This window comes from Protofrankia sp. Cj5, from assembly GCF_917627405.1.
Lineage (GTDB): Bacteria > Actinomycetota > Actinomycetes > Frankiales > Frankiaceae > Protofrankia.
This window is the reverse complement of record NZ_CAKJTO010000054.1, coordinates 16,859-35,930: the sequence shown is the minus strand read 5'-3', so window position 1 is coordinate 35,930 and position 19,072 is coordinate 16,859. Positions and strand designations below refer to the sequence as shown.

Below are 19,072 nucleotides of genomic sequence, written 5' to 3'. Positions count from 1 at the left end.
CCCTGAGCTTGTTGGCGATCTCGCTGGTGCTGACAAGGACCTCGTCGATGTCCGGGTGCGGGCTGGCCGGCGGCCGATCCCCGGTTCCGGTTCCGGTTCCGTCTGGTTCGGCTCGGTGGGGCACCGTGTGCGCATTGGTGATCACCTGAGTCTCCCTGGTGTTTCCATGCGGCTCGCCGCCGTCTGCGGCGTGCGCGGTGGGGATGCCTGGCCAGGTCCGCGCCCTGGCAGTCGCAGGCACCGGTTGACGGCATCGGTCGCCCTGGCCCGCGGCCTCGGATCCGGATATCCCGGCGGCCGGCGCCTGGCAGGCCGCTGGCTCGGAGCCGGCCGCCTGTGACACCGAGATCCTGCTGTTCGTGCGTGTGGCGATGACGCCTGAGGGCAGCGGGACCGGCTTCTGCCCGCGCCATCTCGTCACCAGCTCGTCCATGGCCCGGATGTGATCAGCCCGTAGCCCGGCCGGTGCGCTTCCCAGCGCGAGCGCCGCTCGCCGCATCACCCGGCCCCGCAGCGCGGCGCTGAGGGCCGCGAGACCGGCGAGGTCCAGATCAATGCGGACCGGTGCGCTGGAGGGCAGGACCAGCTGGTCGTAGACAACCGCCGTGTCGGCGTCGAGCGCCTCGCTGTCCGCCCGCAACAGGTCGGCGGTGCGGGCCAGAGCCTCGGCGATACCCGGGCCGAGGGCATCCTCCAGCATGGGCAGCACACGGTGGCGAACCCGGGCGCGGGCGAAGGCCTCGTCCGCGTTGGTCGGGTCGTCCCACGGGGTGAGGCCGTCGGCAAGGCAGGCGCTTCGCGTCGCCGACCGGCGGATTTCCAGCAGCGGACGCCGGAACAGCCCGTCCGAGTGCGGCATACCAGCCAGCGTCCGTGCGCCGGAGCCGCGGGCCAGCCGCAGCAGCACCGTCTCGGCCTGGTCATCGAGGGTATGGCCGAGCAGCACGGCGCTCGCCCCCAGGCGTTCGGCCGCGCGGGTCAGCGCCGACCTGCGGGCGTCGCGGGCGGCTCCCTCCGAGCGCCGGGAGTGCGCCGTCAGGACCTCGACGGGGTCGAGCCCGAGCTCCCGCCCCTGCGCGGCCACCGTGTCCGCCCGCGCCGCGGAGCCCTCGTACCAGCCGTGGTCGACGGTGAGAAGCCCACCGCGCAGCGCTCGGCGAGGTGCGAGAAAGGCGAGCGCCGCGGCCAGCGCAAGCGAGTCCGGCCCACCGGAGCAGGCCGCCAGCACCAGGCTTCCCGGCGGAAGGCCGGCGATCGACCGGCGGACAGCGACCCGGACCTCGGCCACGCTCCCGCATCCCCGCATGGCGGCTACTCCCGCGTGGCGTTCATGCGCGGGTACGACCAGCGGCATGACGCGAGACCTGGAAAAGGCGCACCTTATGCCGAGATGGACGGGCGCGAGCCCAGGACACGCTGCATCCACGCGCCTGGATCGACCAGCTCCGAGCGGGTTGGCAACGTCTCGGGAGATTGCCAGACCAGGTTGAACGCGGCCACCCCCGCCTCGGCGACGACAGCCCGGACAAAGGCGCCACCCTGCCGGTACTGCAGGAGCTTGAGATCCAGCCCGAGGAGGCGCCGGACAAAGCGGTCGATCGGTGAGCCGCCACCGCGGCGGTTGTCGAAGCGGGAGCGGATTTCGGCCACGGTCGGTACGACCTTGGGGCCGACCGCGTCCATGACCTGGTCGGCGTGTCCCTCCAACAGGGTCATCAGCGCTTGCAGGCGATCCAGGACCTGTCGTTGGGCGGGGGTCTGGAGCGCTTCGACGATGCTTGGCGCGTTCGGCCCACGGTCGAGGACGGCGCCACGCAGCGCGGAGACGGCTGAGCGCACCCGTTCGGCGAGGACCTCCGGGTCGATATCGGTCGCCTCGATGAAGGAGGCGATCTCGTTCTCCAGATGCTCCCGTAGCCAGGGGACCGCGGTGAACTGGATGCGATGGGTCTGTTCGTGCAGACAGACCCACAGCCGGAAGTCGCGTGGGTTGACCGCCAGCGCCTGCTCGGCATGGGCGATGTTCGGCGCGACCAGACTCAGGCGTCCCACCGCGGGGAGGAGCGATGGGGCTGTGGCGGAGTCATCCCGGGCGGGAGCCCGCTCGGGTGCCGGGCCCGCCGCGGCGGGGACCGTGACCGCGCTTCCGGCCGCGTCGGCCCCTCCGGCCGCGTCGTTTTCGCCGGGCGGGAGAAAGACCTCGTACTGGCCAAGAACCTTACCGGCGAGGTAGGCCAGCGCGGTGCCGAGCTGAACCCCGGTGACCCTGCGCCCGACAGCGGTGGACAGCTTGTTCCGGTCGCGGTCGGCAAGCTTGTCGAGCAGCGGGACGCTCACCACCCGCAGGCCCGCGACATTCGACCGGACCCATTCCGGCCGGTCCACCACGGCGATCGGGGTGGCCGGACCGGCCGGTTCCAGCCGGGTGTACGCCTGGACATGGCCTTCCGCCTCGACAGCCAGCCGTCGCAGCTCCGCAACCACCGTGTCCGCTTCGGAGCGGGCCAGGGGCGGGCCGGGCCGGACAAGCCGGCGCGCTGTCGCTACCGCGAGATCCCAGTCGACTAGCTCAGCGTCCACATCCGCCAGCCTATGTCCCCTCCCCCACCGATGACAGGCATTGTCGCCGGCGCGTGCCTGTCATCGTGGGCCGCGGCCGGCCGCGAGCGGCCATCCCCGCCTCCGCCGCAGCGTGCGCGTCGGCCTCAGCATCCGCATGACGCGAGCGCGACAGCTACCCGGTCGAGGGCGTCGCGGGTGGCTCCGGCCTCCTCGACCGGGGCGAAGAAACCGAACAGCAGGAGCCGGCCGTTGACGTCCACGACCTGGCCGGTGAGGCTTGTGACGATCCGTAGGCTGCCCGTCTTCGCCCGTACGGCGCCGGCGCCGGCGCGGGCGTCGGCCGAGTCGTAGCGGTCGTTGAGCGTCCCGGAGAAACCGGCCACCGGGAGCCCTGTGAGCAGGGTTCGTAGCGCTGGATGCCCGGGTAGGACGGCTGTCCGCAACAGCGCCACCAGCGTCGCCGGGGGGATCCGGTTGGCCGTTGACAGCCCACTCGTGTCCGCCAGATAGGTCCCGGCCGTCGGCACGCCCAGTTCGTGCAGGACGCCGAGTACCGCGCTGACCGCGCCGGCGAACGAAGCCGGCAGACCACGGGCGTGGGCCACCAGCCGTCCCAGGCTTTCGGCGAGGTCGTTGTCGGAGTAGGTGAGCATGCGCTCGACCAGCAACGGGATCGGCGGGCTATGGACCGTGGCAATCTGCCGTGCGCCGGCCTGACCGGCGCTGGCCGCGCCGGCAGCGGGCAGGACGCCGATCTCGGTCGAGCTGACCTGCACCCCGTAGCGCCGTAGCGCCGCCGCGAAGGCGTTTGCCGCGGCCATGGCCGGAGTGGCCGTGCGCGGGCCGGTCGCGCCCGCGGTGGCGCGGCCGCCGTCCACTTCGAGTGCGGAGACCGGCGTGACGTTGCCGTCGGTGACATAGCTGTCGCGCCATCCCTCGCCGGTGGACGGTCCGGTGAACAGGGCCTGGTCGGCGACAAGGTGGTCGACCTGGGTGATTCCGGTGTTACGTACCTGCGTGGCCAGATCCGCGAGGCGGGCGAAGGCGGGGTAGCCCGCCGGCCCGGTCGCGGCGGTGAGCGTCGGATCGCCCCCGCCGACCAGCCACAGCGTCCCGCCGCTGACCGCGCTGGTGGCAGTGCCGGCCGCGGTACTGGCCGCGGTACTGGCCGCGGCGGCGGGCGTGGCGGTGGGCGTGGTGGCGGGCGGGCTGTAGAAGACCCGGGTCGTAAGCGTCTCCCGCGGGCTGAAGGTGGTCAGCGCTGCCGCGGCCACCACGGTTTTCAGGGTGGACGCCGGCGCGGTCGGCACGTCGGAACGGCGGTCCAGCAGTACGGCCCCGGTCAGCGCGTCTACCACGAGCCCCGCCGGGTTGCCCAGCGCGGGATTCGCCAACGGGCCGGCAAGCCGGGCGTCCAGCGCGGCCGGATCGGCGGTCCGGGCTGCCGGGTCGAGCGCGGCGAGGGGGACCGCGGCTGGCCGGGAGGCGGTGGGGGTAACGCCCGGCTGCTGTACCGGGGCGACGGACAGCTGGCCGGCAAGCAGCGCCCCGGCGATGGCGGTGAGCCCGCTGACCCGGCCAGGCGTCGCAGGGGTCACGTGCGTGAGACTACGTCGGGTGAATCCGAGTCGCGCCATCGGAGTGGGGAATATCCCGAACAGACCCCATGGCCGGTCGGCGCCGGGAGCTCCACCGATGGGCGGCCCCGTCCGTGGACGCGCGATCATACATGATCCTCTTAACGCAGTCCTGGGCGACGGTCATGAGTGCCGACACTGGTAACAAGTACAGAACACGCGGGCGCTCCGGACGGGACGCGCCCATCGACATGACAGGGGACGGTGTGGACCTCGAGTTCGATGTGACCATCGAGATCCCGAAGGGGCAACGTAACAAGTACGAGATGGATCATCATACCGGACGTATCCGGCTCGACCGGATGCTGTTCACGTCCACTCATTATCCCTCGGACTACGGGTTCATCGAGGGTACGCTGGGCCGGGATGGTGATCCTCTGGACGCGCTCGTCCTGCTGGAGGAGCCGACCTTCCCGGGCTGCCTGGTGCGCTGCCGCACGATCGGCATGTTCCAGATGAGCGACGAGAAGGGCCCGGACGACAAGGTGCTGTGTGTGCCGGTCGCGGACGTCCGGCAGGAGCACCTGCGTGACATCAGGCACCTTCCCGAGTTCGACCGGCTGGAGATCCAGCACTTCTTCGAGGTCTACAAGGACCTGGAGCCGGGCAAGTCGGTCGAGGGCGCGTCCTGGGTCGGCCGGACCGAAGCGGAACGGGAGATTCTCGCCTCGATCCTGCGCGAGAAGGAGTCCGGCGCCTTTGTGGAGCCGCATGACGGTGACTTCAGGCCCGATGTTTCGGCTGACGATGACTCCGTGCGGGAGGTGAAGTCCGCGTGAGGCGCGCCTGACGCGATCAGGACACAGCCGTGGCAGCCGTTGAGTGCGGTCGTGGTGGGTGATCTTTGATGATTGATCGCCACGACCGCGATCAGCGGCTATTGGAAGTTCGTGAAGCAATAAGTAGCTCTCCGTAATCAGAGGTTTTTCCGCGGCGGCCGGACCGGCGCGCTGGGGTCCTAGGGCGTGTTTCGAAAGCCAGCTGTCCGGCTCGCCACGCCCAGGCGGCCCCTGGCCGCGTTCTCGGCCACACCGGTACAGCTCTCCGGTATCGGTCTGGCCCGCGGCCGTGCCAGGAACCACCTGGACGCGGCTCCCTGATCGAACGACGACTTCCCAAACACGCCGTAGGCGGCCGACGCCGTCCCACCTGTTCTGTGAGCGAGCGGGCTCACGCTGGGGCCGCGCTCGTTCCCGCGCTTCCCGCCGCGATCCATCCCAGGAAGTCTCGTCCCCAAACATCCTCCCACGGTGAAGGCCTTTCGCCGTCTCGTCCCGGTGCGGGTATGTCGGGCACCAGACAGCCGCGTCGCGCGGAATACCGGCAAGGCGGCAAGGCAGCTCCTCCGTCGACGCTGCGGGGGCTGTTGACCTGCGAAGGAAGGCTTCCCGGGAAAACATGTGCCTCGCCGGCCAGCGGCTGGCGGCCGGGAACGATACGACGGGGATACGTACAACTGCGTATGGCACCGCCAGCCCGTTGTTGGTGTTCTGTATCCCAACGTCATCCGGCTCGGCTGGTAAGCGACAGGGAACATCGTAGCTAATCATCCGGGCCAGTCTGAGAGGGGCTGCCATGCCTACCGTGCCAGTACCGCTCGTACCCGCGCCCAGGGTCCCCATTCCCATCAGCCGACTGGGGGACGGGGCTGATTTCAGGGCGCAGGCCAACAGCGATCAGACAGTCACACTATGGGATTTCTTTCGCGGGAATCTCGATGAGCTGCGGCGGAGCGGTCTATACCGCGAATTCATTCCCTGTTCGCATATTACTGCCGAGCGCGGATATGCGATGAACGGTGAGCGGAAGGTGCAGATCTGGTGCAGTAACGACTATCTGGGCCTGAGCCAGCATCCTGCGGTCGTGCAGGCACAGATTGCCTCCACCCGGGAGCACGGCACCGGCAGCGGCGGGTCGAGAAACATCGCGGGCAGCAGTGTGGCGCATGTCGAGCTGGAAACCAGGCTCGCCGCCTGGCACGGCAAAGAGCGTGCGCTGATCTTCTCGAGCGGTTACGTGGCGAATTTCGAGACGCTGAGCACGCTGATTGCCGCGGTGCCGGGCATTGTTGTCTTCTCCGACGCGAACAACCACCGTTCGTTGATCGAGGGGATCAGCCGCTCCGGCGCACGGAAGCAGGTCTTCCCGCACAACGATCTCGACGCGCTCGAGAAGGGGCTCGCCGGATACGGCCGCGATCATCCCAAGTTGATTGTTTTCGAGTCGGTGTACTCCATGGACGGTGACCTCTCGCCCGTCTCCGCGATCTGCGATCTTGCGGAGCGGTACGGTGCGATCACGTTTCTGGACGAGACCCACGCGATCGGGATCAAGGGAGACACCGGCGCTGGTCTGTGCCAGGAGCTGGGCGAGCGCCGGCCGACATTCATCCAGGGTGTGTTCGGTAAGGCGATCGGCACCGTCGGTGGGTACGTCGCCGGACCGGACAGCGCACTCGACTATGTCCGCTCCCACGCGCCGGGGCTCATCTTCACCACCGCATTGCCCCAGGCGATTCTAGACGCGACGCTCAAAGGCCTGGAACTCATCCAGCAAGGGGCTGATCTCAGAAAAAGCCTGCTGGATAATGTGCGGTACCTGAAGAACGCACTGCGTGTTGCGGGTATCGAGTTCATCGACGCGGACAGTCATCTTGTACCGGTCATGGTGCGCGGGGAAGAACGCGTGCGGCGGGTATCGCAACGGCTGCTCGATGACCACGGAATCTACCTCACCCCGGTGAACTTCCCCTCTGTTCCCAGGGGGGCGGAGCGTTTCCGGGTCACGGTCGCCCCATATCGGACGGCAGAGCAGGTCAATCATTTCGTCACCGCGTTGCAACATGCCCTGGCCGACAGCTAGCAGCTAGCGGAGGAGGAATCATGCGGATCAGCGACATCACACCGTTCATCGGCGCCGAACTCGCCGACACCACCTATGCGGATCTCATTCAACCGGATGTGTTCGCCGAGCTTGTCAGGGTGCTGCGGGAGCGTGAGCTTGTTGTGGTCAGAGGCCTGGAGCTGACGCCGCGGCAGCAGATAAACCTGGCTTCGTGCCTCGGCAGACCGGTGCCCTTCGTCATCGAGAAATATCGGCACCCGGAGTTCATCGAAATCATGATCTCCTCGAACGAGGTCAAGAACAACAAACCGGTCGGGGTGGCCCGGGTGGGCAATTTCTGGCACCAGGACTCGTCTTTCATCGCGAACCCCGCGCCGTACACGATGCTGCATGGTGTGACTGTCCCGTCGACCAGCGGCCACACCCTGCTTGCCAACGCGGCGGATGTCTACGACCGCATGCCGCGGGAATGGCAGGAGAAAATCGAAGGACGTATCGGGCTGGCCTCGGTCGCCAAACGTCTGCGGATCCGACCGGAGCACGTCGGTCTGTCCGTCGCCGAGTTCCGGGCGCTCGCCGACATCGAGCACCCGAAAGTGGAGCACCCGCTGGTGAGAGTGGACCCGTTCACCAAGCGCAAGTACCTCTACGGCTCGCCGGAGTACCTGGATTCGGTCATCGGTTTCGACGCCAACGAGAACGAGGCGTTCTTCGCGGTGATCAATTCGTTGCTGCGGGATGAGGAGCACGTCTACACCCACCGCTGGACGCGGAACGATCTCGTTATCTGGAAGACCGCGACGACGTACCACGCGGCGACCGAGGTCGAGCCAGGCGCGGCCCGGACGGTGCACCGGATCAGTATCGAATCAGCAGATTGATGGGCGGCATCGTCGACTTCGAGATCCGGCTGGCGCGGTCTCGGATGAGTGTGCACGATATGTCCGCGGCGTCTGGGGCCAGTGTTGCCGATATTCGGGAGATCACGCACTGCGAAGAAATTCCTACGCTTGGGAACGACGAGCAGGCGTGGCAGCTCGCGGTCGAGGCGGCCAGGGCGGTGATGCACCGCACGCCGGCCCCGCCGGCGGAGATCCGACAAGTGATCTTTGCCGGTTCCGGCGAGTGGGACGTCTCGTTCTGGTCCCCAGCGGCCAAAGTCGCCAGTGAGCTCGGGATCGACCGGGCGCACTGCTTTGAGGTGACGAACTTCTGCAACGCCGGGATGACCGCGATCCAGATCGCTCTTGACAAGATCGCGACGCGGGGCTCCGGGCGCAGCCTGGTTCTCATCGGTGACCGGCTGAGCAGGATGGTCGACTACGCCGACATGAGTTCGAAGGAGCTGTTCAACTTCGGTGACGCCGCGGCCGCGGTGCTGCTGTCCGGTGACGGGTTTCTGTTCGAAGTGCGCCACTCGGCGATGCGTACCGATCCGGGCTGGTCTGACTACTATTTCGCTGAATACCGGCGGGATCGCCTGACCATTCGCCGGAGCGAATATCGTCCGGGCCTCGCGGCAGCCTACGTGGAGAACTTCACGTCGTTGATAGACGAGACACTGGATGCGCTCCACGCGCGGAAGAACGACGTCGCCCACTTCCTCATCAATCACGGCGACCGAAGAATGCACGAACAGTTGCTGCGGGCTGTCGGTATACCGGAATCCAGGAGCGCGTTCAACTACGACCGGCTGGGGCACATGGGCGGTGCGGACACCCTGATAGCCCTGCGTGACCTTCAGGTGGCCGGTGCGCTGCGAGGAGGTGACCTGATCCTGCTGGCAACGAGCGCCATGGGTTTCAGCTGGGGCATCACAGCATTGGAGTATCTGGGATGAAGGTGCTGATTATCCACCAGGTTCCCTACCGGAAGATCAATTATTGTCATGGAATAGATCATGACCGTCATGATGTGACCTATATCGGCTATCCGCAGCGGATGGCGGATCTGCCCGCGGATCTCCGGTGCGCCCGCATCGAACTCGCTGCCGATGATGAGCTTGTCCTGGGAATTGTCTCTCGAGTCTCCCGCGCGGACGGTTTCGAGCATGTCCTGGCATTGTCGGAGTTCGGGATACTGGAGGCGTGCCACGTGCGCCGGCATCTGGGCCTGGACGGCCCGTCAAAGGAACAGCTGGAACTGGTACGCGACAAGGTAAGAATGAAGGAGGCGGTGGCCGGAGCGGGTGTGCGGTATCCGCGTTTCGCGGTGGCTCCGGCGCCGGACGGTACGCTGCCCTGGTCGGGGAGGACCGTGCTCAAACCCCGCCAGGGCGCGTCCAGCGAAGGTGTGCGCATCCACGCCACAGCCGAGGATGCCGTCGCCGCCTACCGCGAGCTGGCCAGCTGTGACGACTTCCAGCTCGAGGAGTACATCGAAGGCGACATTCTGTTCGCCGACGGTCTGGTAGCCGGTGGAAAATTAATCAGTTTCGCCGTCAGCAAGTACATCAACACGCCTCTTGACTTTATCGATGGAAAACCACTCGGAGCTTTTCACGTCCCGGCCGGTGAACAATACCGTGAGTTCGTGCTGAGCGTGCTGGCGGCGCTTGACGTCCAGGCGGGCTGCATTCATCTTGAGTTCTTCCGGACGCCGTTGGGGGAGCCCGTCTTCCTTGAGATTGCCAACCGGGTCGGCGGGGCCGGCGTCGTGGACGCTTACCTACGTCGCACGGGTCTACATCTGCCGTCGTACGAGATTGCGATCCGTATGGGCACGACGTTGCCGGCGCCCGGCCCGCCGAGCGGCAAATATCACGCCTGGCTGGTGTTTCCCGGCCATCACCTGCCCGCTGGCTCCATGGTGTCTCTCGTGATCCCAGCGCACCTGCGGGAACATCCCTGTGTGGACCGGCTGCACATGCTCGGGCCTGCGGACCCTCTCCCCGACCGCGTGACCTACCAGGAATGGCTGGTGCCGCTGTTCATCGAGGCGTCGCATCGTGACCCCGGCGTGCTTGCGGATTTCCTGCGCGAATGTGCCTGCTCCATCAGGGTCGAGACAGAGGTGAAGCTGTCATGAGGTACTACCCCACCGACCTCATTCTGGCTGTCGAGCTGGTCGAACGGGAAATTTCGGCCGAACCTGGCTCGCGCGCGGCCCGGTTGCTGGCGGACGCGGGTTTACCCGGTCTGCGCGGCTTGTTCGACAGCGCGGGGCTGGCCGAAGGACTCGACGAGCTTTTCGGCGGCCTGAGCCAGTACCCGTGGCAGCCGTTGATCGACACCAACGACGTCTACGAGTTCTCGCCGATCGGCACGCTGGTCCTGGATGACCGCGACGCGCGCGACACACTGCGCGGCCTGCTCCTTGGCTGGGCGGCCGGCAACGAGATCGTTATCCGCACCCACCGCCAGCCGTTCTGGCACGAACTCATGGATCTCCTGCGGCAGCAGGGACTGCCGTTGCCTGCCGGTCGGGCTGTTGACGCGCACGCGCACGTCCCTGACGGTCGTCTCGTCGAGGTGCCTGCCGTGGTGACCGTCCCGCGGGACACCCCGGCGGCTGCCGCCGCGAGCCCGGACCCGAACGCCGTACGCGTCCGGCTGGACCCGGAGCTGGCCGGGGACAGCGCGGCTGCCAGCGGGGCCATCTTCACGCTGGACTGCCGAGCCGCGTGGGTCCACCAACTGTTTCACCGCGACTACCTGATGGGTACCCGCCTGTCCGCGGCACGCAGCCGCGACACCGACGAGGAGACCGGCCGGCTCGGTGCCAAGCTGCGCTACCTCGTGCAGCGGGCGCGGCGGACGCCCTACTACCGCGATCTTCCCCCGGTCCAGGGCCTCGAGGATCTGCCACTGTTGCCGATCATGGATAAGGCTGATCTGGAAAAATATTCGCTGCCCTTCAGCCGTGCTCTGTGCAGTGGCGCGCCACCCACGGGGGAGGTCCTGCGCAGCGGCGGCTCGAGCGGGGCGCCACGTTACGTCGTCTATTCCCGTACCGACTGGCACAACATGGTGCGGGAAGCAATTCCGCTCTTCTACGAGCTCGGCCTGGACAAAGGTGACCGGTTGATCAACATGCTGTACGGCGGAAAGCTGTACGGCGGCATGACCACCACGGTTGCGGAGCTGTCGCGCATGCCGCTGGAGTGTTACACGACGGCTCAGCTGGCATCCGTTGACGACATTCTGATGCTGTGCGCGAGTTTCCAGGCCAATGCCGTTCTCGCGCAGCCCGCGATGCTCCTTCCGCTGCTGCGGGACGCCAAGGCCCACCAGCCGGATCTCAAGATCGAAAAAGTGATCTACGGTGGCACACCCATGGCCCAGTCCGATCGGGCCTGGCTTCGGGAGCAGCTGGGCACCCACGTTATCTCCAGTATCCTTGCGGCCAACGATGGCGCCCAGCTGGGCTACCAGTGCGGTGAGCTGAGCGGGACGCTGCACCATATCTGCGCGGACTACAATTTTGTCGAAGTAGTTGATCAGGATGGTAACCCGGTACCGGCGGGCGAATACGGTGACCTCCTGATCACCAGTATGCAGAAGTTCGAAGGCCCGCTGATCCGCTACCGGATCGGCGACTGCGGCCGGATTTTCCAGCACGACTGCGGCTGTGGCGTGTCGGGCCAGGTGCTCGAGTACACCGGCCGCTCCGACGGGCAGATCGAGATGATGGCCAGGCGGGTGCTGTACAGCGACGTGCTTACCGCGCTCGACGTTTTCGGCGTGTCGCGGCTCCAGCTGGAGATCACCTCTCTGGCGGGTAAAGAGACCGTGATCGTCCGTACCGAGTCGCCGGCGGCGTTGGCTGCCCGGGAAATAAAGGACTTTCTTGCCGAGAAATTTCCGGCACTTGCTGAACGTCATGACGTCGATGCCGATCTCGACATGTTCGAACTCGTCGTGGAATGCCTTCCTGAGGGCCGGCTGCCCCGTGACGCCGTGAGCGGGAAGATCAAGACTGTCATCGACCGGCGGCTGCGGTGACCAGCACCCGACGAGCCCATTTCCGGCTAATCATGAAAGAGAGTCGTACTCATGGCCGATCGTGTGACGGAGTTGTTCAACAACGAGCTGGCCGGCGCGGGCTCCCCGCTGCTGAGTATTGATCTCAACGGGGCACGGTTCTCGAACCTGGCCGCCCTCGGCTACGACTACCTGGCGCGGCCGATGTTCGTCGGGAAAACGGAGATGGACAGGTTCATCGACGACACCAATCGTGCCGCCGACCTGATCTTCTCGCTGCCGGAACGTCTTTTCCACGGCGATTTCGACCGGTTTCATGACGCGCTGCGGCTCAGCCCCGCACGGGCCAGGATCATGCGCCGGATCGGTGCGGTGAAACCACCCCGGTTTGGCCGTATCGACGCTTACCATGACGGTGCCAGTCTCAAGATTCTTGAATTCAACGTGGGTAGTGACTGCGGCGGGCAGGACTGGGTCGGCGCGGTTCCGCGTGCCCTGCTCGGCATCGACGCGTTCCGCTCGTTCGCCGACCAGCATGAGCTCACCTATATCGACACCGGCGGCCTGGTCGCCGAACTGCTGCGCCAGGCGGGCTCCACCGTCACGGGCGGCCGGGATCCAGTCGTGGCCATGGTGGGGGAACCGGGGGACCTCGCCGTCGGGCCAGGCCCTTGGCAGCCCTTTCAGACGCTCCTGCGGGACGCTGGCCTGGAGACCCATTTCTGCGGGATCACCGATCTGCGCCTCCGCAACGGCCGGGTGCTGTTTGGTGACATCCCGGTCGATCTGCTCTACCGGCTCTTCGTAACTGATCATATCGTTGATGACCCGGCGGCCGTTGAGATCACCGAGCAGGTCATGACAGCGCACGCCGAGGGGCGGGTGGTGTTCTGGACGTCGTTGGAGACCGAGGCTCTCCGGAACAAGAGCTGCATGGCCTTCCTCTCCGATCCCCGGCTGCGGACGTGGCTCCGCGACGACGAGCGGCAGCTGATCGATCGTCTCCTGCCGTGGACACGCTCCTTGCTCGGCGAGGCCGCGCTGGAGGACCGCGAACTGGTGGAGCACTGCCGTGACAGCCGGGAAAACCTGATCCTCAAGCCGAACGGGCTCTACGGCGGGCGCGGGATCACGGCTGGCTGGGAGGTGGACGACGACGAGTGGTGGCAAGCGGTGCAGGCCGGGGCGGCGGCCGGGGCGGTCCTGCAGGAGAGGGTGCTCCCGCGCCGAGAGCCCGTGGTCAATCCCGCGACCGGGCAGGTCGAATCCTGGGAGGCCTGCTGGGGGCTGTACTACACACCAGACGGCGGATATGCCGGTGGCGGCTGCCGGTTTCTGCCCTTCGGGAAGGCCACGATCAGCGACGTGGCACCGGCCGGGAGGCTGCCAGGGACCAGCATTTTCGAGTCCCGCCGTGCGGGTATCTTCCTGTACCCGGACGGATCGGATGCCGGTAGCCGCGGTGCGGCCAGGGCGAGCTCGTGGTGACCGACACCAGCACGGGGAGCAGGACAAAGAACGGCACGGGTGTGCGGCGCCGGGAGCTCGGACACGACTTCGGACTGCTGTCGTCGGCCTACGCGATGCAGACCCTCGGCGAGGGTGTCCTGGTCAGCGCTTTGCCATTGACGGCAAGCAGGCTCACCAGCGACCCGAAGCTGATTTCCTGGGTTCTGTTGGCGTGGGAACTGCCCTGGCTGTTGCTCGCGCTGCCCGGCGGCCTGATCGTGGACAGGTCCAACCGGCGGTGGTTGATGATCGGCGCCCAATCCGCGCAGCTGCTGCTGCTCGTCCTCCTGGCGACAGCCACGACCCTCGACGTCACGCGCATGTGGATGCTCTATGCCCTCGCTTTCGGGCTGGGCTCCGGTGACATCATCTTCATGGGCGCCAGCCGCGCGCTCATCCCGGATATCGTGCGGAACAAGGATCTGGAAGCCGCTAACGGCCGAAACATGACGGCCGAGACGCTGGGGCGGAACTTCCTCGGACCGCCCCTGGGCTCCGTGTTGTTTGTCTTTTTCCTGCCGTTGCCGTTCTGGCTGAACGCCGTGACCTATCTCGGCTCGATCGCGCTGATCGCCCGAATCCGCTATCGTGCGCCCCAGCCGGCGCCAGATCTCGCGGTCGGGGAGCGGCCCGAAACACAGGAGCGGCGTGGCCTGCTGGCCGAGCTTACCGCGGGCCTGCGGTGGCTGGGGCGCCATCCGGTGCTTCGAATCGTCGTGCTGCTGGCCGCCGTCAGCAATTTCTGTGTCCTCATGGGGCAGTCCGTTCTGGTGCTCTTCGCCAAGGACGTGCTCAACATAGGGGACAGCGGTTACGGGCTCCTGGTTGCCGCGATGGCCGTCGGTGGCGTTGTCGGCGGTCTGTTCAGCCGCAGGATCGTGAACGGATTCGGTGCCCGCGCGGTCGCCGTCACCGTGTCGCTGGCCAGCGCTCTGAGCCTGCTGGCCATCGGCTGTTTCGGCCGGCAGCCGGTCGTGGTCGCGGCAATTTTCTGCGTATGGTCGACCGGCCTTGCGCTGTGGAACGTGATGGCCCAGTCGCTCAGCCAACGGCTGATTCCCGCTGGTCTGCGGGGCCGGGTGAACTCGGCCAGCCGGATGATTTGTTTCGGCGCGCTTCCCCTGGGCGCTCTCGCCGGTGGTTTCGCGGCGGACGCTTTCGGGCTGTCCGCGCCCTGGGTCATTGGTGGTGTGATCAATCTTGTGGTGGTCATATTCACGATACCGGCCCTGTTGCGATGGCCGGCAACGAACGGTGACCACCAGAAAGCCCCGGCGGCCGCCGGGGAGGCGACTTCGAAAAAATGATCGCCCGGATATCGGCGGGGATATTCCCGGCCGGGCCGCCGAATCCGTCGGCGGTTTGCCGAACTCCAGCGGAAACAAGGAGGAACCATGCAGGTTCGCGGACCGGCGCTGGCCGCCGCCATCTCACTCGCGCTCGCTGTCGGGCTGGTGGGCTGCGGTGCTGGCAGGAGTGCCGATAAGGATGGCGGTCGCGGCAAGAATACCACCGCCAGCATCAACCGGGTCGTCAGTATCGGTATCGGTGAGCCGAAGCACGGCCTGGTGCCTTCGGACACCGGGGAGACGCAGGGCTTACTTGTGCTCTCAGCACTGTTCGTCCCGTTGTTGAAGGCCGACAAGGAGGGCAGGCTACAAGAGGTCGCCGCCGAGTCCGTCACGACCAGGGACAACAAGGTCTGGACCATCAGAATCAAAGACGGATACACCTTCCACAACGGGGAGCGGGTGACCGCGGACAGCTACATCGAGGCGTGGCACCGGGCGGCGTACAAACCCAATGCCCAGGACACCAGTTATCTGTTTGCCAAGATCGATGGTTTTGTCGACGTCAACCCCGGCGCGGAAAGCGCGGTGCCGGTCACGGATCGGCTGAAGGGCCTCAAGAAGATCGACGACCGCACGTTTCAGGTCACCCTGGCCGCTCCGTATGTCAACTTCAGGGCGATGCTGATCAATCTGGCCTTCGCGCCGTTGCCGACGGCCGCTTTTGAAGGCAGTGGCTTCAACAAGGCCTTCGGAGAGGCACCCATCGGAGACGGCCCGTTCAGGATGAAGGGCGTCTGGCAGCATGACAGGTCTGTCGAAGTCACGCGTTATGATGCCTTTCCGGGAGAAAAGCCCAAGGTTAACGGCGTCCTTTTCAGGATCTACCCGACTCTTGACGCGCAGTATGACGACCTGCTCGCGGACAAGGTTGATGTGGCCCCGGTGCTCCCGCTCGGGAAATTGGTCGAGGCCAGGCGGGTTCTGGGCGAGCGGTTCCAGCTGAGCCCGCGGGCGGGGATCGGCTCGCTCGGTTTCCCGAGTTTCGATCCGAAGTACGCGGACCTGGCGGTACGCCAGGCCATCTCGATGGCGATCAACCGTGAGAGTCTCGTCGAGACCGTCTTTGACGGCACTCGCGTGGCGGCACACTCGTTCCTCCAGCCGGGCATTCCGGGTTATCGCGAGAACACCTGCGGTGCGGCGTGTCAGTTCAATCCGGCCAAAGCGAGGGAACTCCTGCGGCAGAGCGGCTTCACTGGCCCGGTGGAGATCACCTACAACGTCGACGGCGGTTCCAGGGACTGGGTCGACGCCGTCTGCGGCCAGCTCAAGGAGAATCTGGGTGTCGACTGCGTCGAGAAGGCTGAGGCGAAGTACAGCGACTTGCTCACCAAGCTCAAAGCCAGGACCCTTGGGCTCGGTGTGTTCCGCAGTGCCTGGACGTACGACTACCCGGCGCCGGAGAGCATCCTCAGCCCGCTTTACACCTGCAGCAGCCCGTCGAACTTCTACGGATACTGCAACCGGGATGTCGACAGCCTGATTTCCGCGGGCGATCTGGCCGGTAGCCCGGATACGGCGGTCACGTTCTACCAGCAGGCCGAGGACATCATCGCGAAGGATCTGCCCACAGTGCCGCTGTGGTATCTGCGACATGTCTACGGCTATACGGACAAGGTCAGGAACATCGAGGTCAACGACCTGGGTATGGTCGATTTCGGCAGGATCGAAGTCGTTTGACAGAAGATCATCAGTGGGTGCCCCGGCGAGGGCGGCCAGCCGAGCCGGCACGGGAAGCCGTGTATCGGGCCGGTGCGCCGCCAGCGGCCCACCGCCGTCCGAAGCTAATGATCATTTATTGCGGGATGCGCGCCAGCTCCCGGCTTGCCACCCGGAAACGGCCTGTCTGAAAACGGACAGCTCTCACTGTTCCCCAACATTATCGCCAGCCATGTGCCCATGATATTTTCAGATCGAATCGATCACCTTCTGCGAGAGAATTCTCGGGCACCACGGAGGGCGGCTGGCGATGCTGGGCGCGAAGGACTATCAAGCGGCACTCGATTTGATACACACCATCAACGCGGATGACGACGGGCCGACCAGCCCGGCCGTGCTGGCGGGGATGCAGCGCCTGATCGGGAGCAGCTCGGCGGCGGTGACCATCATCGATCACCGCAGGAGGCGCCTGGTCGGCGCGGCGGTTCAGCGCCCGGAGGACAATCTGTCACTCGTGCCGTCCTTCGAGCGGGACTTCATCCACCACCCCGCCTTCGGGGCGCACGATGCAGGCCGGATCCGGCAGGGCATGGTGCTGTCGCTGTCAGACCTCATGGATGCGCGGAGCCTGTACCAGAATCCGCTGTACGCCACCTGCTACCGCCCGATCGGCATCATGGACCAGTTGTTGGCTTTTATCGGTGTGGACGTTTCCCGCGGAGTGGTGGCGATTTTCAATCGTTCCCGGCGCGGGGTGTCGGCTCGCGACCGCGAGATGATCAAAATAATCATTCCTCATGTCGGCCAGGCGATGGAACGCCACCGTGAACGTCAGGCGCTGCTCGCCGCCGCGCACACAGCGGGCCAGCGCGCCGAGCCGCTGCCGCGGGCGGCGCGGCAGTTGCGAGGCCTGACTCCGCGGGAGCGCGAGGTGGCCGAGTCCCTGGCAGAGGGTGCGAGCGACCGGCAGATCGCCCGCGCGCTCGAGATCGCGGAGCGCACGGTGAACAAACACCTGGAGAACATCTACCGCAAGCTTGGCGTCAACAGCCGGACCGCGCTGCTGCTCCTGCTGCAGCGCGGTCCGTGTTGACCGGTACTGCTCGCGCCGGGAGCGTCGTCCCGGCCGCCAGCCCGAAGCGCCGCCCCGAACCTTTTGGATCTTTAAGAGCTGACAGGGCCGGCAGCAGTGAGCTACCTCGCGGCGATCGCTGCCGACCAGGGTTTCCCCTGGCGGGACTGGGTTTGAGCCGGAGGCGGGGATTGAACCCGCGACCTATCGCTTACGAGGCGATTGCTCTGCCACTGAGCTACTCCGGCATGTTGCTGGCCCGTCTCCTGAGTATGCCAGACCGCGTCAGCTCCTCCGGGGTGGTGGCGGGCGCGGGCGAACCGGCTGCCGGCGCGCGGCTGCCAGCTGTCTGTTCGCGGGCCGCGGGAGCCTCTTGCGCCGCGCATCGGCATCCGCTGAGCCAGGCTGCCCGCCGGTGGCAGACGTTTAAGAGCGCGTGTGAGATCGCCATTCCGGCTCACCGCGGCCAGGCGCACCCTGGCCGCGGTGTCGGCCACACCGAGACAACTCATCCGATATCGCTTCGGCCTTCCGCCTTGCCAGGGAGCGCCTGGCCGCGGCTCACTGATCGAAAGCCCGATCTCACACACGCTCTTCGTAGTCGCGTTGGGTGGTGGTGATCTTGCGAAGATCGCATGCGGATGCTGATCCAGTGTGTTTCCTGTGGCCATTTGTTGACGTCTTGTAATCTTTCTGTTACAGAAATATGTTCGAATCTCGAGTACAGGCCTCGCCCACCACCCCGCTCGCAGCGGTTCCGGAGAGCGTGCGTAGGGTTTCGGCCATGACCGGGGACGCAGCTGTAACCGCAACGAGGGGGGCTTCCCTGCTCGTCGCCGAGGACGACGAAGCTTCTCGAGTTGCGCTTGCCCGAAGCCTTGAACGGTTCGGGTATCGAGTGCTGGAGGCGGCGGATGGGGAGGCCGCGCTCAAGCTTTTTCAGACCACCGAAGTTGATCTTGTTGTGCTCGACGTCGCGATGCCGCGCATGGACGGATTTGCTGTCCTGAGCCGGCTGCGGCAGACCAGCGAAGTGCCTGTGATCATGTTGACCGGAAGAGCCGAGGAAGTCGACCGTGTCGTCGGCCTTGAACTCGGCGCCGACGACTACGTGGTCAAGCCGTACTCGCTGCGGGAACTCGTCGCACGGGTCAGGGCGCGCCTACGCCGCCGCCCGCTGGAACCGCCACCGCAGCGTACCGGGGACGGAAACGACCCACTCGTTTATGGCGACGTTTCGATCGACCTGCGCGCACGCGAAGTCGCGGTCGCGGGCGAACGTATTGATCTGACCGCACGGGAGTACGAGCTGCTGGCCTTCCTGGCCAGCCATCCCCGTCGTGTCTTCAGCCGGGAGGAGCTGCTGGAGCAGGTCTGGGGCACACGTTTCCAGGATCCGGCCACCGTCACCGAACATGTTCGCCGGGTACGGACCAAGGTCGAGGGGCGGCCACCGCAGCGCCGGCTTGTCACAACCCTCCGCGGTATGGGATACCGCTTCGATCCCTGAGCGCT

General features: G+C 66.2%; 14 protein-coding genes and 1 tRNA gene. 11 read left to right on the top strand and 4 right to left on the bottom strand.

All coding sequences use genetic code 11. The features are described 5' to 3' along the window. The 3 genes from tilS to dacB all read right to left on the bottom strand — a co-directional run. A partial coding sequence (gene tilS, locus MJ777_RS13435; RefSeq protein WP_239376483.1) for a tRNA lysidine(34) synthetase TilS occupies nucleotides 1-1,306 on the bottom strand: 1,306 nt, incomplete at its 3' end. Between the two features lie 74 nt (nucleotides 1,307-1,380). After that, complete coding sequence (locus MJ777_RS13430) at nucleotides 1,381-2,580, bottom strand: zinc-dependent metalloprotease (protein ID WP_239312610.1); 1,200 nt, start codon at nucleotides 2,578-2,580, stop codon at nucleotides 1,381-1,383. 125 nt (nucleotides 2,581-2,705) lie between these two features. Next, a complete protein-coding gene (gene dacB / locus MJ777_RS13425) occupies nucleotides 2,706-4,160 on the bottom strand; it encodes a D-alanyl-D-alanine carboxypeptidase/D-alanyl-D-alanine-endopeptidase (protein WP_239376481.1) in 1,455 nt (484 codons plus the stop codon). Between the two features lie 245 nt (nucleotides 4,161-4,405). Between dacB and MJ777_RS13420 the strand changes: the two genes are divergently transcribed. From MJ777_RS13420 to MJ777_RS13375, 10 genes are all read left to right on the top strand, one after another. Further along, complete coding sequence (locus MJ777_RS13420) at nucleotides 4,406-4,978, top strand: inorganic diphosphatase (protein WP_305039239.1); 573 nt, start codon at nucleotides 4,406-4,408, stop codon at nucleotides 4,976-4,978. 841 nt (nucleotides 4,979-5,819) lie between these two features. Next, nucleotides 5,820-7,061, top strand: coding sequence for a 5-aminolevulinate synthase (gene hemA, locus MJ777_RS13415; protein ID WP_370652720.1), 1,242 nt, complete (start codon nucleotides 5,820-5,822; stop codon nucleotides 7,059-7,061). 20 nt (nucleotides 7,062-7,081) lie between these two features. Next, a complete protein-coding gene (locus MJ777_RS13410) occupies nucleotides 7,082-7,924 on the top strand; it encodes a TauD/TfdA family dioxygenase (RefSeq protein WP_239376478.1) in 843 nt (280 codons plus the stop codon). Next, nucleotides 7,924-8,883: a 3-oxoacyl-ACP synthase III family protein gene (locus MJ777_RS13405; protein WP_239376476.1), complete on the top strand. Its 960-nt coding sequence runs from the start codon at nucleotides 7,924-7,926 to the stop codon at nucleotides 8,881-8,883. The genes MJ777_RS13410 and MJ777_RS13405 overlap by 1 nt, the downstream gene beginning before the upstream one ends. Beyond that, nucleotides 8,880-10,070 carry an acetyl-CoA carboxylase biotin carboxylase subunit family protein gene (locus MJ777_RS13400; RefSeq protein ID WP_239376474.1) on the top strand — a complete coding sequence of 397 codons (1,191 nt, stop codon included), beginning with the start codon at nucleotides 8,880-8,882 and terminating at the stop codon, nucleotides 10,068-10,070. The genes MJ777_RS13405 and MJ777_RS13400 overlap by 4 nt, the downstream gene beginning before the upstream one ends. Continuing rightward, nucleotides 10,067-11,986, top strand: a complete 1,920-nt coding sequence (locus MJ777_RS13395) for a phenylacetate--CoA ligase family protein (protein ID WP_239309380.1) — start codon at nucleotides 10,067-10,069, stop codon at nucleotides 11,984-11,986. The genes MJ777_RS13400 and MJ777_RS13395 overlap by 4 nt, the downstream gene beginning before the upstream one ends. Nucleotides 11,987-12,037: 51 nt before the next feature. Then, entirely contained in the window at nucleotides 12,038-13,453 is a 1,416-nt protein-coding gene (locus MJ777_RS13390) for a hypothetical protein (RefSeq protein WP_239376472.1), read from the top strand. Then, nucleotides 13,450-14,781, top strand: a complete 1,332-nt coding sequence (locus MJ777_RS13385; RefSeq protein WP_239345495.1) for an MFS transporter — start codon at nucleotides 13,450-13,452, stop codon at nucleotides 14,779-14,781. Before MJ777_RS13390 ends, MJ777_RS13385 begins: the two co-directional genes overlap by 4 nt. 87 nt (nucleotides 14,782-14,868) lie before the next feature. Continuing rightward, complete coding sequence (locus MJ777_RS13380; protein ID WP_239376470.1) at nucleotides 14,869-16,506, top strand: ABC transporter substrate-binding protein; 1,638 nt, start codon at nucleotides 14,869-14,871, stop codon at nucleotides 16,504-16,506. Between the two features lie 289 nt (nucleotides 16,507-16,795). Further along, a complete protein-coding gene (locus tag MJ777_RS13375) occupies nucleotides 16,796-17,578 on the top strand; it encodes a LuxR family transcriptional regulator (RefSeq protein WP_239376468.1) in 783 nt (260 codons plus the stop codon). A gap of 155 nt (nucleotides 17,579-17,733) precedes the next feature. On the opposite strand, the gene MJ777_RS13370 is transcribed toward MJ777_RS13375, so the two are convergent. After that, nucleotides 17,734-17,805: transfer RNA gene (locus MJ777_RS13370), tRNA-Thr, on the bottom strand. 536 nt (nucleotides 17,806-18,341) lie between these two features. Here MJ777_RS13370 and MJ777_RS13365 point away from each other — a divergent pair. After that, a complete protein-coding gene (locus MJ777_RS13365; protein WP_239309373.1) occupies nucleotides 18,342-19,067 on the top strand; it encodes a response regulator transcription factor in 726 nt (241 codons plus the stop codon). The last annotated feature ends 5 nt before the right edge of the window (nucleotides 19,068-19,072 follow it).

Excerpts from the sequence above, each read along its gene's own strand:
- MJ777_RS13410 (WP_239376478.1), top strand. The coding sequence starts at position 7,082 with ATGCGGATCAGCGACATCACACCGTTCATCGGCGCCGAACTCGCCGAC.
- MJ777_RS13405 (WP_239376476.1), top strand. The coding sequence starts at position 7,924 with ATGGGCGGCATCGTCGACTTCGAGATCCGGCTGGCGCGGTCTCGGATG.
- MJ777_RS13400 (WP_239376474.1), top strand. The coding sequence starts at position 8,880 with ATGAAGGTGCTGATTATCCACCAGGTTCCCTACCGGAAGATCAATTAT.
- MJ777_RS13395 (WP_239309380.1), top strand. The coding sequence starts at position 10,067 with ATGAGGTACTACCCCACCGACCTCATTCTGGCTGTCGAGCTGGTCGAA.
- MJ777_RS13390 (WP_239376472.1), top strand. The coding sequence starts at position 12,038 with ATGGCCGATCGTGTGACGGAGTTGTTCAACAACGAGCTGGCCGGCGCG.
- MJ777_RS13380 (WP_239376470.1), top strand. The coding sequence starts at position 14,869 with ATGCAGGTTCGCGGACCGGCGCTGGCCGCCGCCATCTCACTCGCGCTC.
- MJ777_RS13375 (WP_239376468.1), top strand. The coding sequence starts at position 16,796 with ATGCTGGGCGCGAAGGACTATCAAGCGGCACTCGATTTGATACACACC.
- MJ777_RS13365 (WP_239309373.1), top strand. The coding sequence starts at position 18,342 with ATGACCGGGGACGCAGCTGTAACCGCAACGAGGGGGGCTTCCCTGCTC.